Origin of the sequence: Dyadobacter sp. UC 10 (genome assembly GCF_008369915.1) — a bacterium.
Lineage (GTDB): Bacteria > Bacteroidota > Bacteroidia > Cytophagales > Spirosomataceae > Dyadobacter.
This window is the reverse complement of record NZ_VSRN01000001.1, coordinates 1522929-1536559: the sequence shown is the minus strand read 5'-3', so window position 1 is coordinate 1536559 and position 13631 is coordinate 1522929. Positions and strand designations below refer to the sequence as shown.

Here is a 13631-nt window from a genome sequence, read left to right as displayed (position 1 = left end):
CACACAGCATTATATGAATCCAGCACGACTACTCCTGGTAATACCATGTTACAACGAGGAAGCTATTCTGAACCTGACCTATTCCAAGCTGAACATATATTACAACGATATCAAAAGGCAGGGGTTGATTGCTGAAAATAGCCGGATCTGCTTTGTAAACGACGGGAGCAGGGACAGGACCTGGAATATCATCGAAGACCTTTGCCGCACCGACTCGAATGTAATCGGCGTAGGCCTATCCCGGAATTTCGGACACCAGAGCGCGATCATGGCTGGTTTGGAAAAGCATGTGGACGATTTTGATTGCTTTATAACCATAGATGCCGATTTGCAGGACGATATTAACGCCATTACCGGAATGATCGAAAAGCACCGGGAAGGGGCAATGGTTGTATACGGAGTACGAAGCGACAGGAGTTCCGACAGTTGGTTCAAACGCGTTACTGCCGAAAAGTTTTATGTTTTAATGCAAAAAATGGGCGTACCTGTGGTATTCAACCACGCCGACTTCCGTTTAATGGACCGCCGGGTATTGCAGGAGCTGGGCAATTTCAGAGAGATCAATCTCTTTCTGCGCGGTATTGTGCCTTTGGTTGGTTTCAAAAATGAAAAGGTTTTTTACAGCAGGCTCGAACGTCAGGCAGGCGAAACGAAATACCCTTTGAGTAAAATGCTGCTCTTTGCCTGGAACGGGATCACCTCATTTTCCACTTTTCCAATGCGGCTGGTGCTCTACTTCGGCTTGTTCAACTTTATAGTGGCGATGCTGATCGTAGTTTACATTCTTTTTTCCTTTCTGATCGGGCGTACCGTGCCGGGTTGGACTTCCACCATGCTGCCACTTACTTTTTTCAGTGGGTTCAACATGATGGCGCTGGGATTGATAGGAGAGTATATAGGAAAGATTTACGAAGAAGTGAAAGCCCGTCCTCGATACATTATTGAAAAAATTGTCAATGAATAAATTTTATAGAAAGTACAGGACTGTTGGTAACTGGATCAACATCTGTTTAATGATAGCTGTGCTGGTTCCCTTGCTCGCGCTCTCTTACTACAACCATCCCTCCGCAGCAGATGATTATTGCTACATCGATACCGTCTTCAAAATAGGCTGGTTCGAGGCAATGAAATTGTATTACACAACCTGGACGGGCAGGTACTCCGGGGTTTTTATGAACCATACCAATCCGCTGCTATTTCATTCTATTACGGGCTTCAAGGTATTACCCGTTTTGCTTTTAGCAGGAACGATCTTTGCCCTTTACAGTCTCTTTAGGCATCTTACGCCTACCTTGTCCCGCATCGCACATCTGGGTTTTGCAGGAGTCGTTTTTTTTCTTTTTGTATTAAAAATGGCAAGTCTGGCGGAGGCATTTTACTGGATGGCGGCATTTGTGACGTACTCGGTACCTAATATGCTGACACTTTTCTGGCTCGTGATGGTATTGCGGTGGTACCGCCAGGATACGCAGTCGGCGAAGCTTTTGGTCGGTTTTCTCGCCGGTTTTCTGGTGTTTGCGGTGATCGGGGCGAGTGAGCAGAATATGCTTACGATGGTGTTATTGGTGGGAGCCTGGTGGTTATACCGGCTCATTTTTTATCGTAAGGTCGACGCTTTCATGATTTCAATGCTCGTGATAGCAGCTATTTCAAGCTATCTTCTTCTGGGTTCTCCGGGAAACCAGGCACGAATGGGCGGGAATCCGCTGGGCGGCAACATTCCTTTTTCCGCTATTTCAACGATTAAAAAACTGGCAGTACTGGGTTTTGACTGGGTTTTCAGAACGCCGCTGGTGTTTTTCACGGCAATCTGGCTGGTAGTGATGTCCCGGTTATCGGAAGGTGCGCGGAATTACTTTTCAATCCCCGTGTGGTATGCGGTATTGGTGTTTATCGGCGTACTTTCGGCGCAGCTCTTTCCCTCCTATTACGGCGTAGGGATCGAACCCACGCATCGTGTGGTAAATAGCGCTTATTTCTTTTTTCTGATAGGCTGGTTTTATATCTGGGGCGTTGTTTTTCATTATTTCAAACAAAAACGCCTTGTTTTCTTTCAGTTTACAGTCGTGCGGTTTGTCGGTTTATATGTGATCCTGCTGGCCTCTGTCGCGCTTTCCTTCTACCGGAGTCCGAATGTCAGATTGATCTACACCGACTGGATAAAAGGCAAAGCAGCAGCCTACGACAAGGAAATGTACGAGCGGTATGCACTTCTAAAAAGCGGTACAGACGAAACGGTCTATCTGCCTCCGATCCGTTCCAAAGCATTTTCCATTTATGTGGAAGATGACATTACTACTAATCCTGATCACTGGTGGAACAAATGCATGGCGGGGTATTATGGCAGGATTGCGATTATAATGTCGGAAAAGAATGAATAGTTTGAATAAAAAGCAGGAGACGCTTTCTCAATATGTAACAGGTATCCTGACGCTCAGCGTGATTGGTGGATTCTATTATATTATCGTCAAAAACAGTATCAATATTCCCTGGTTCGATGATGTTGAGAATATACCCTACTTTTTAGTAAACTGGCTGAAATCAAGCACTTTATACGGGAAATGGGAGGCATTTATCCGCCCTAATAATGAGCATCGTGTTTTCACAGCCCGGCTGATAGTCCTGGCGCAGTATTACCTTACCGGCAAGCTTAATTTCAAGGATTTGCTTTTCGCAGGCAACCTGAGCGTGCTGATCATATTTCTGTTTATCGTCCGCGGTTACCTGCGGCAGGGAGGTAAATGGTACTTTATTCTGCCCATCGCATTTTTGATCTTTAACTTTCAGGCATACGCCGGTACTTTCATGACGATCATGTCCATGCAGTATCAAATGGTGATTATGCTTTCTGTTGCCAGCTTTTATTTGTTGGTCAAGCGAAATGTACCTGCTTTTGCATTGGCTGTGGCAGTTGCCTGTCTGGACACTTTCAGTATGGGAAATGGAATGGTAGTATGGCCGTCGGGACTGGTACTATTGCTTTTGCAGCAACGCTGGAAATCGTCTTTCATCTGGCTCGGTGCGGGCGCTATTTCTATTTACCTGTATTTTCAGGGGCCCGACTTCGTGCAGGGTAATGACAAAGCATTCAGCTACGTGCTCGAAAATCCGCTGCGCACATTCATCGCATTTTTTACAATGCTGGGTGGCGATTTCGATATTTTCGCGAATGTTGGATTCGCCAGAAGAATGATCATCCCTACGATTACGGGGTTTGTATTATTCTCGGTCTTCGCTACCTGGACCATCGCAGTTCTGTCCGTTTCTGCATTCTGGGGCCGGTGGATTCCTGATAAAGCCGGCAGGTACCTCGCGCATATTTACAACATCCGGAATACAGATCTTCGCTGGAACGCATTCTGGCTTGCTATATTGATTTATGTGCTGATCAGTATGGGAATGGTGGTGTTTTTCAGGACCCGCTTTGATCCGCATATCATTTTGTGGAGTACCTATAAAATGTATCCGGCCGTCATGACTTCGGTTGTGTTTATTATTGTTTTACAGGCGCTTAGTGTGAAGATCCGCTACTGGTTTTTTGGTATAATGTGCCTGATATCGGCGGGGCTCTGGTGGTCAACGATCGTTAACTATCTGCCTATTATCAAGAACACAAGCAATGCCCGGACTGCATTTGCATTTAATCAAAAACACAATGGAGTGGGACTTGGAGCCACAAAAAACAGTGCTTTTGAAACGATGCTGGCAACGACGCTCAGACAGGTGGATAGCCTGGGGATTTATTCTCTTCCCGCTCCGCTCATTCACCCAGAAGAAGATCAGGTACGTTTGGCTGGTGCGCCGGCTACCGCGAATGCAAAAGCGAAGGCAAGCCTGGAAGCCGATGTTTTAAGAATTAACCTGCTTGCCGGCCCGGCTGCAAACCATCGCAGATATGCTTTTCTGGAATCTGGTTCAAACAGGTATCTGTTCGTTTTTCCACTTGGCGGCAACGAAGCATTATGCCCGGTTGGAACGATCAGGGCTGGGACGTATAATCTTGCGATTTGGGAGATTTCATCCGGCGGTTTGTCCGTTTGGAATACGGGCGAACAGGTTACGATTCAATAAAAACGCTTACTAATTGAGCTTTCTATGTTGGTCTGAAAGGTGTATTTTTGCGACTAACAGCCAAAATTGAAATCGATAGAAGAATTGAAAATCCCTCAGATATCTATTGTTGCGCCGCTTTACAACGAATCAGAAACGTTTCCTTTGCTTATACAGCGTGTCAATGCGTTAATGGATTCTAGTTCACTCGCCATTGAAGTGGTGCTGATCGACGATGGCAGCAGGGATGATACGGCTTCCAAAATCAGGCAGCTGGCACTAACAGACGAGCGTTATCACGGTATATTTCTTTCGCGAAACCACGGTCACCAGCTGGCGTTGACCGCGGGTATTTCAAGTGCTAAGGGTACCGAGGCGATTTTCGTGATCGACGGCGATTTGCAGGATCCTCCCGAACTTCTTCCTGAATTTTATAAGCTTTTGAAAGAAGGCAATGATGTAGTTTACGCAGTTCGTAAAAAGCGGAAGGAAAATTTGATGAAAAAGACAGGTTATCATCTGTTTTACAGGTTGTTAAGGTCTATTTCATATGTCGATATTCCGCTCGATAGCGGGGATTTTGCGCTGGTAAGCCGAAGGGTAGTGGATGTAATGAACAAAATGCCGGAAGAAAGCCGCTACCTGAGAGGGATGCGGTCATGGATCGGATTCAGGCAGATCGGGTATGAATATGAACGTGACGCACGTATTGCCGGTGAGTCGAAATATTCTTTCAGGCAGCTATTTCGCCTGGCTTATAATGGCATATTTAATTTCAGTGAGTTTCCTGTCAAGTTTATGAGCCGGGTCGGCGTTTTGGCGATCCTGATCTCATTGGTTTACTTTATAATAGTTGTGGTCAAAAAGATGTTTTTTGCCCAGGTCATAGAAGGTTTTACCTCCCTGCTTTTTGTGATCATTCTGTTCAGCGGTGTACAGCTGCTTGCGCTCGGAATCATAGGGGAGTATGTGCTGCGCATTTTTTTTCAATCTAAAAACCGCCCCTTATTTATTATTAAGGAGGAAATAGTCAACCGAGAGTACACTTCGCCCGATGCTGTTTAACACGATCCAGTTCATTATATTTTTTATTGTAGTTACGCTGGCCTATTTCAGCCTGTCGTGGCGTGGACGCTGGATCCTGCTGCTCGCAACGAGCTGTTACTTTTACATGGTTTTCAAGCCGATATTTATTCTTATCCTGTTTGGAACCATTGTAATCGACTATTATGCAGGTATCTGGATAGAAAAGTCACGGGACCAGAAACAAAAGAAGCTGCTGCTGATCATCAGTCTGATCTCCAACATTGGTATCCTCGCCTTTTTTAAGTATTACGATTTTTTACAGGATTCGGTCAATGGTTTGCTGGCAAGTCTGGAAGTACGCCCGCTTTTCCCACCGCTGACCCGATTAATGCCAACCCAGGTGGTGGAGTGGATTACAACTGGTTCGGGTAAAATTTTGCTTCCGATCGGTTTGTCATTCCATACGTTTCAGGCGATGAGCTATACGATTGAGGTGTATCGCGGGAATCAAAAGGCAGAGCGGCATTTCGGGATATATGCACTGTATGTAATGTTTTATCCCCAGCTGGTAGCCGGTCCGATTGAGCGGCCGCAGAACATGCTTTTTCAGTTCCATTCGTATTTCAAATACGATTTTGAACAGGTAAAGTCCGGTTTAATGCAAATGGCTTTTGGATTATTTAAGAAAATCGTGATCGCCGACAGGCTTTCTCTTTTTGTCGACCACGCATACAACCCCGCTTCGGACCATAACGGGCTTACCTTGCTTTTAGCAACAGTATTTTACTCATTTCAGATCTATTGCGACTTTTCGGGATATTCAGATATGGCGATCGGCGCTGCCAGGGTAATGGGTTTTACTTTAATGGACAATTTCCGCTCACCCTACGAAGCCAGATCCATTCCTGAATTCTGGGGAAGGTGGCATATATCGTTATCTACATGGTTTAGAGACTATTTGTATATTCCATTAGGAGGAAACAGAAAGGGAGAATTTTATAAATATCGCAACCAGCTGATCGTATTTCTGGTGAGTGGTTTATGGCACGGTACAAGCTGGAGTTTTGTAGTGTGGGGCGGATTACACGGATTTTACCAGATCTCTGCCTCGTTGCGTGACAAGTGGATGAAAAAAGCAAATATCAGCATTCCTGATAATCTTTTTACCCGCATTATTAACGTCCTGACCACATTTGCTTTGGTCACGCTTACCTGGGTTTTTTTCCGGAACTCGATCAGCCGCTCACTTGAAATTTTAAAAGAGATCGGAAACCTCTCGCTCTCAGATCGCATTTCGTCACCGTTAAACCCGACTGAAATGTGGTTTTGTGTTTTTCTGATCATATTGCTGCTCGTGAAGGAGCATTACTACGAGAAAATACCTACCAGGAATACTTTGGTGTTTTTCATTCTATTTCCAATGCTGGCGTGTGTAACCTACCTGCTCAGTGTGATCACAGAGAAGCAGTTTATCTATTTTCAATTTTAAAGAAGAAGGGTTTTACGGCAAACAAATGCAGTTGAATATTTGTTAGCCAATTTGCAAGGACAAAAGTGGTCCGGATAGATTTAATTTATTAAAATGTACGAAGTAACATCTGATAACCGGTTGAAAAGTTTAATAGTTGTAGGTGACCGGGTTTTGATCCGCCCGAAAAGTCCCAGTGACCGCACAAATAGCGGCTTGTATCTGCCTCCTACTATCACAGAAAAAGAGCAGGTCCAGTCAGGTTATGTGATCAAAGTAGGCCCCGGATATCCGATCCCGGCAGCAGCCGAGGACGAGCCCTGGAAAGAGACTGAAGAAAAAGTTAAATATATGCCGCTGCAATCGAAGGAAGGCGATTTGGCGATCTACCTGCAGCGTAATGCGATCGACCTCGAATACGACGGACAAAAATACGTAATCGTCCCCCAGTCGTCCATTCTGATGCTGGAACGGTCGGAGGATTTGTTTGAATAGGGTTATGGAGTTTATGAGTTTAAAGTCGATGAGTTTATGAGTGAATTTCTGACTTATAATTTTAAAACTCATGAACTTTGAACTCATACTATAAACTCATAAACTAGAAAACATGAAGTATAAATTTCTAGGCAATACTGGCGTACTGGTTTCTGAGCTTTGTTTCGGGACGATGACTTTTGGAGGAGAAGGATATTGGGAGGCGATCGGGCGACTGCAACAGGAAGAGGGAAGTGCATTGGTGAAAACAGCGCTCGATAGCGGAATTAATTTCTTTGATACCGCCAATGTTTACTCCTACGGCAAATCGGAAACGATATTAGGACAGGCGCTTAAAGACCTGGGTTTAAAACATAGCGAAGTGGTGATTGCTACCAAAGCCAGGGGCAGAATGGCGCCGGGCGCAAATCAGATTGGTTTATCGAGGTTGCATATCATGGATTCCGTCAATGAAAGCCTCGAAAGACTGGGAACTGATCACATTGACCTGTTTTACATTCACGGCGTAGATGTGGAAACTTCGCTGGAAGAAACCATGCGCGGGCTGGAAGATATTGTGCGGTCGGGAAAGGTGCGTTACCTCGGTGTGAGCAACCACGCAGCCTGGCAGATTATGAAGGCGAATGGTATTGCTGAGAAAAATGGCTGGACGAAGTTTGTTGCTTGTCAGCATTACTACACTATCGCCGGCAGGGACCTGGAACGTGAACTAATTCCGATGATGAAAGACCAGAACCTGGCATTAATGCCGTGGAGCCCGCTGGCGGGTGGATTTTTGTCGGGCAAATATTCCCGTGGAAAAGAAGCATCCGGAGAAAATCGTCGCGACAATTTCGATTTCCCGCCGATTGACAAAGAAAAAGCGTACGATATTATTGATGTGATCGAGCCGATCGCAAAAGCACATTCGGTATCGGTGGCGCAGATTGCTTTGTCATGGCTTTTGCACCAGCAGAGCGTTACCAGTGTAATTATCGGAGCCAAAAAACCGGAGCAGTTAAAAGAAAATATCGCAGCCACTTCCATTTTGTTAACACCGGAAGATCTCGAAAAGCTCAATGCGATCAGCGCTTTAAAAACCGAATATCCGCAATGGATGTTCGAGCGCCAGGGCAGGGACAGAATTCCGGGCTGATATGCATAAAAAACTGATTGCTCTCTTCGCATTCGTTCTCATTACCTTCGCTGCCAAGTCGCAGAAAAGTGTATCGATCACGATCGACGATGTTCCGAATGTGCATATTGTCGAAAAAGACGGAAGTTCCCGTCTACTGAAAAGGCTGGATTCCCTGCACATTCCGGTTGCGATTTTTATCAATGAGGCCAATTTAATGCAGACTGCCAGTTCGAAGGAAAATGAGCTGCTACTCAAAACCTGGCTGCTTAAAGATTTTATCACACCGGGTAACCACAGCTACTCACATCCGAATTACGGTGACGTCGGTTTTGCAGTTTTTAGTGAAGAAGTAATAAAAGGTGAAAAGCTGACGCTGGAAATACTTAAAAGCACCGGAAAAAAACTTGAATACTTCCGGTTTCCATTCAATGCTATGGGGAAGGATAGTCTTGCGCACGTTCAAATGCAGGAGTTTTTGGGTAAGAAAGCTTACCAGTCAACGCCTTTTACGGTGGAAAGTGAAGATTGGATGTATAATCAGCTTTATGAGAAAGCGCTGGAAAAAGGAAACAAGTTGCTTGCTGATTCGATAGGAGATCAATATGTTGCAGCGAGCATGAAGCTTTTCGCCTACATGGATACTATTTCTGCTGCTATGTTTGGAAGGGAATTGAAGCACATTTACCTGTGTCACGACAACCGCCTCAACACTGATTACCTTCCTGAGCTGGTTCAGGCTTTGAAAGAGCAGAATTACAAAATGATAAGTCTGAAAGAGGCAATAGCGGATCCTGCTTATCAGTCGGTCAATTACTATTATGGGAATGCGGGTTTTTCGTGGCTTTATCGCTGGATGAAGGACCCGGTCAAAAGGAGAGCGGCAATGCGTGCGGAACCTACTAATCCGGGTATCCAGCGGGCTTACGAAGAAATGACGAAAGTCAAATAGGGCAGAAAGCAAAAAAAGCATGCAGTGATGCATGCTTTCGAAATGTCTTATTATGACTAAACTTAGATAACGCGAACGTTAACTGCGTTTAGACCTTTTCTTCCATTTTCCACGTCGTAAGACACTTTGTCGTTTTCACGGATATCGTCTTGAAGACCTGAAACGTGAACGAAAATGTCTTTTTCACCTGATGCTGGTTGGATGAATCCAAATCCTTTGGAATCATTGAAAAACTTAACTGTACCTTCTGCCATTAGAATTGATCTTATATTTTTAAAAATCAAATGTATGTAGAAAAAATATATAAACAAGATTAAAAAAATATTTTGCTTAGAATTGTTCTTAATAAATTACCCCAAAACGCATGCCCCTAATACACGCTGACAGCCTCATTTCCCCGTATTGGTTGCCGAACGGGCACTTTCAAAGCATTTATCCTGCCCTTTTCAGGAAAGTCAATGAGGTGAAATATTTCCGGGAAAAAATTGTAACTCCCGATGAAGATTTTCTTAATCTCGACTGGTCTCACGCAAAAAATACACCTTCAAAGCACCTTGCGATCCTCACACACGGGCTGGAAGGAGACAGTACGCGGCAGTACATGCTGGGAATGGTGAAGCTTTTGAACAAGATCGGATATGATTGTCTTGCCTGGAATTTCAGAAGCTGCGGAGGGGAAATGAATAATGCCGCCCGGTTCTATCACAGCGGCGCAACCGAAGATCTTGATCTTGTCATCCAGTATGCAAATGGCAGGGGATATAAGACAATAAGTCTGATCGGATTTAGTCTGGGAGGTAATCTGACGCTTAAATACCTGGGCGAAAGCAGGCATGAACTTACTAAACAAATCAAACAGGCACTCGTATTCAGTGTTCCGATGGATCTGAAAGCGTGCAGTCTGGCGATCATTAAACGAGAGAATAGGGTATACATGCAGCGATTTTTAAATACGTTGAATCCCAAAGTCGCAGCTAAAGCCGTCTTGTACCCTGACAGAATATCACTCTCGGACAGAAAGCACGTTAAAACGCTTTACGATTTTGATCATATCTATACTGCCCCGCTTCACGGCTTCAGCGGCGCCGATGATTACTATGAAAAGTGCAGTTCGATGCATTTCGTCAAAAATATAGAAGTGCCTACGCTGATCATCAATGCTAAAAACGATCCTATTGTCCCGTATTCAAGTCTGCCACTCGATCTGCTTCAAAATCACGAATCAGTAACATTACTAGCGTCAGGCCAGGGCGGCCACTGCGGATTCCGCCCTTCAAAGCTGACGGACGAATTTTACTGGTCGGAAAAAACGGCTGAGCAGTTTTTTCGGTGGTAGGAAATGCTTTTTTTGTTTTAAACTCTTACGAACAACATTTTGTTGAGGTCTTATCTAAACAGATTCGTAATTTTGCGGCAGAAACCCAAAAGCCTGACCCTGCCAGACGTTAATTCATTTGACCCGATTATTATTCAGTTATTTCCTGCTTCATGTCCACATTAACACTCAATCCGTTACCGTACATTATCATTGATTTTGACAGCACTTTTACCAAAGTAGAAGGACTGGACGAACTTGCAGCGATCGCATTGAAAGGGCACCCTGAACAAGATCAGGTTGTTCAAAAAATTGCTGATCTGACCAATAAGGGAATGAATGGCGAAATGTCATTTGCCGAGGGATTGCGTCAGCGGATCTCGCTTTTGAAAGCAAACCGCTCCCACATAGGCGAACTGGTGAATTTGCTGAAAACGAAGGTTTCTGATTCGTTTAAAAGGAATACGCAGTTTCTGACTGAAAATACAGATCAGATTTATATCGTTTCCAGCGGTTTTAAAGAGTTTATCGTGCCGGTAGCAACTGAGTTTGGCATTCGTGCGGATCACGTTTATGCCAACGAGTTTGTATTCGACGAGGAGGGTAATATCATCGGTATTGATGAGGAAAACGAGCTTTCAATGGACGGTGGCAAGATTAAGATACTTGCTTCCCTGAACCTCGCAGGAGAAATTTTTGCAATTGGAGACGGTTATACCGATTATGAATTGAAAGCATCAGGCCTTGCAAGCCGATTTTATGCATTTACTGAAAACGTGGACAGGCCGCGGGTAACTGCGGTTGCAGACCATATCGCCAGTTCTTTTGACGATTTTTTATACGATAATAAATTAAGCAGGAGCCAGTCTTATCCGAAAAGCCGCATTAAAGTGCTGCTTCTGGAAAACGTGCATCCGGCCGCATTAAGAGCCTTTGAATCAGAAGGTTTTAATGTGGAATTTGTGAAAGGCGCATTGGACGAAGACGAGCTTTGCGAACGGATAAAGGATGTGTCGATCATAGGTATACGTTCAAAAACCAATATCACCAAGCGGGTTCTTGAAAATGCAAACCGGCTTATGGCGATTGGCGCATTTTGCATTGGTACCAATCAGATAGACCTGGACGAAGCTGCGAAAAAGGGGATCGCGGTATTTAATGCGCCTTACAGTAACACACGTTCGGTTGTCGAGCTGGCGGTAGGTGAAATGATCCTGCTGATCCGGAATATCGTGGGCAAAAGCAACCAGCTGCACCAGGGAATCTGGGATAAATCAGCGAGCGGAAGCTTTGAAATCCGTGGGAAAAAACTTGGAATGGTGGGCTACGGCAGCATCGGAACGCAGCTTTCGGTTGTGGCTGAGGCATTGGGTATGGAGGTTTATTTTTATGACGAAATTGAAAAGCTCTCTATCGGTAATGCCAAGAAACTGAATACGCTCGAAGAACTGCTTTCGATCGCTGATGTGATCAGTATGCACGTCGACGGTAGAAAGGAAAATACAAATCTGATCGGCAAGCGCGAATTTGACCTGATGAAAAAGGGAGTGATATTCCTGAATTTGTCGCGCGGCCACGTGGTAGATATCAAGGCTTTGGCGGATGCTTTGAAAAGCGGAAAAGTAGCAGGAGCGGGCGTGGACGTTTTTCCAAAAGAACCGAAAACGAACGACGAACCATTCGAAAGTGAGCTACTGGGCCTGCCGAACGTGATACTAACCCCGCATATTGGGGGAAGCACCGAAGAAGCGCAGGAGAATATCGGACATTTTGTGCCTTCGAAGTTACTCGAATTTATGAATAATGGCAGCTCTTACGGAAGTGTGAACTTCCCGGAAGTGCAGTTGCCGAAATTGAAAGATTCGCACCGTTTGCTTCATATTCACGCCAATGTACCAGGCGTTTTGGCCAAGCTGAACCATATTTTTGGCAAAAACAATATCAATATCACCGGGCAGTACCTCAAAACCAACGAACATATCGGTTATGTGATCGTAGATATTGAAAAAGGGTACACCGAAGAATTTATTCAGGAAGTGAAAGAGCTGGAAGGTACGATCCGTTTCAGGATGCTTTATTGAGTTTAACGCCAGTTCATTTATCAGCGAATATGCCACTTACATTTTTCACGCCGGGCCCGGCCCAGCTATATCCTTCATTCGAGAAGCATTTACAAACTTTTGTGGCTGATCAGCTCGGAGCGATCAGTCACAGGAGCCAGCAGTACCGGAACCTGCACAAGTTCACTGTTGATCAGCTGCGCACGCTTCTGAAAGTGCCGGAGACACATGCAATCCTTTTTCTCGGATCGGCCTCGGAAGCCTGGGAACGTATCCTTTTCAGTTGTGTGGAACTGGAAAGCTTCCATTTGGTAAATGGATCCTTCTCGAAAAAGTTTTACGACTATTCCAATGCGCTGAACAAGTACGCTCACAAGTTTGAAAAGCCGATGGGCGAAGGGTTTTCAGCCTCAGAAATCGAAGTTCCTGAATATGCGGAACTGATTTGCGTGACGCACAATGAAACCAGTTCCGGCGTTCAAATGCCTGTTAATGAGATTCACAAACTGAAACATAAGAATCCGGACAAGTTTATTGCCGTGGATATGGTTTCATCAGCGCCATATCCGGAACTGGATTATAGTCTGATCGATACTGCATTCTTTTCTGTGCAAAAAGCTTTTGGTCTTCCCGCTGGCCTGGGCGTTTGGATCGTCAGCGAAAAGTGTCTGGAAAAAGCGCAGAGCATTAAAAAGCAGTATTCGATCGGCGCACACAATGATTTGCCAACGCTTTGGAAGAATGCGCAAAATAATGAAACGCCTGCTACACCTAATGTAATGGGTATTTATTTGCTGGGTAAAATTGCGGAGGATTTTAATCAGATCGGCGTGCAGACTATCCGAAAGCAAACTGAGCAAAAGGCGGCGGCGATCTATAAATTCATTGATAAAACGACAGGTTTTACTCCTTTTGTGAAAGAAAAAACATTCCGCTCGCAAACCGTAATAGTAACCAATACGGAGCAGCCTTCGGCAGATATCATAAAAACGATGAAAGACAAGGGAATGGTGGTTGGCAGCGGTTATGGAGATTTTAAATCGTCTCAGTTAAGGATCGCCAACTTCCCTGCTACTTCTCCGGAGGAAGTTGAAAAGCTGCTTTTTGAGCTCGGAAAACTTTAAGCCGGAAATACTTTATGACCAGGAGGT

12 protein-coding genes are annotated in these 13631 nt (G+C 44.8%); 11 read left to right on the top strand and 1 reads right to left on the bottom strand.

Annotated elements, in window-relative coordinates:
• The first annotated feature begins 13 nt into the window (after positions 1–13).
• The 8 genes from FXO21_RS06070 (at position 14) to FXO21_RS06035 (ending at position 9105) form a co-directional block, all read left to right on the top strand.
• Positions 14–964: a glycosyltransferase family 2 protein gene (locus tag FXO21_RS06070; RefSeq protein ID WP_149639259.1), complete on the top strand. Its 951-nt coding sequence runs from the start codon at positions 14–16 to the stop codon at positions 962–964.
• Complete coding sequence (locus FXO21_RS06065) at positions 957–2381, top strand: DUF6056 family protein (RefSeq protein ID WP_149639258.1); 1425 nt, start codon at positions 957–959, stop codon at positions 2379–2381. Before FXO21_RS06070 ends, FXO21_RS06065 begins: the two co-directional genes overlap by 8 nt.
• On the top strand, positions 2374–4071 hold the full coding sequence (locus FXO21_RS06060; RefSeq protein ID WP_149639257.1) for a hypothetical protein: 1698 nt from the start codon (positions 2374–2376) through the stop codon (positions 4069–4071). Before FXO21_RS06065 ends, FXO21_RS06060 begins: the two co-directional genes overlap by 8 nt.
• A gap of 66 nt (positions 4072–4137) precedes the next feature.
• Positions 4138–5115, top strand: coding sequence for a glycosyltransferase family 2 protein (locus FXO21_RS06055; protein WP_225865587.1), 978 nt, complete (start codon positions 4138–4140; stop codon positions 5113–5115).
• The gene (locus FXO21_RS06050) at positions 5105–6565 is read left to right on the top strand and encodes an MBOAT family O-acyltransferase (RefSeq protein ID WP_149639256.1); all 1461 of its coding nucleotides are present in this window, start codon (positions 5105–5107) and stop codon (positions 6563–6565) included. The genes FXO21_RS06055 and FXO21_RS06050 overlap by 11 nt, the downstream gene beginning before the upstream one ends.
• Positions 6566–6658: 93 nt before the next feature.
• Positions 6659–7039, top strand: coding sequence for a co-chaperone GroES (locus FXO21_RS06045; protein ID WP_149639255.1), 381 nt, complete (start codon positions 6659–6661; stop codon positions 7037–7039).
• 112 nt (positions 7040–7151) lie between these two features.
• A complete protein-coding gene (locus FXO21_RS06040; RefSeq protein WP_149639254.1) occupies positions 7152–8174 on the top strand; it encodes an aldo/keto reductase in 1023 nt (340 codons plus the stop codon).
• Position 8175: 1 nt separating this feature from the next.
• Positions 8176–9105, top strand: coding sequence for a polysaccharide deacetylase family protein (locus FXO21_RS06035; protein ID WP_149639253.1), 930 nt, complete (start codon positions 8176–8178; stop codon positions 9103–9105).
• A 62-nt stretch (positions 9106–9167) separates the two neighbouring features.
• Here FXO21_RS06035 and FXO21_RS06030 read toward each other — a convergent pair whose 3' ends face one another.
• Positions 9168–9359, bottom strand: coding sequence for a cold-shock protein (locus FXO21_RS06030; protein ID WP_031526203.1), 192 nt, complete (start codon positions 9357–9359; stop codon positions 9168–9170).
• 110 nt (positions 9360–9469) lie between these two features.
• Here FXO21_RS06030 and FXO21_RS06025 point away from each other — a divergent pair, with 110 nt between their 5' ends.
• The 3 genes from FXO21_RS06025 (at position 9470) to FXO21_RS06015 (ending at position 13604) form a co-directional block, all read left to right on the top strand.
• Positions 9470–10441: a YheT family hydrolase gene (locus FXO21_RS06025; RefSeq protein ID WP_149639252.1), complete on the top strand. Its 972-nt coding sequence runs from the start codon at positions 9470–9472 to the stop codon at positions 10439–10441.
• A gap of 152 nt (positions 10442–10593) precedes the next feature.
• Positions 10594–12501 (top strand): phosphoglycerate dehydrogenase, encoded by a 1908-nt coding sequence (serA, locus tag FXO21_RS06020; RefSeq protein WP_149639251.1) that lies wholly within the window; start codon positions 10594–10596, stop codon positions 12499–12501.
• Between the two features lie 29 nt (positions 12502–12530).
• Positions 12531–13604, top strand: a complete 1074-nt coding sequence (locus FXO21_RS06015) for an aminotransferase class V-fold PLP-dependent enzyme (protein ID WP_149639250.1) — start codon at positions 12531–12533, stop codon at positions 13602–13604.
• Positions 13605–13631: the final 27 nt, after the last annotated feature.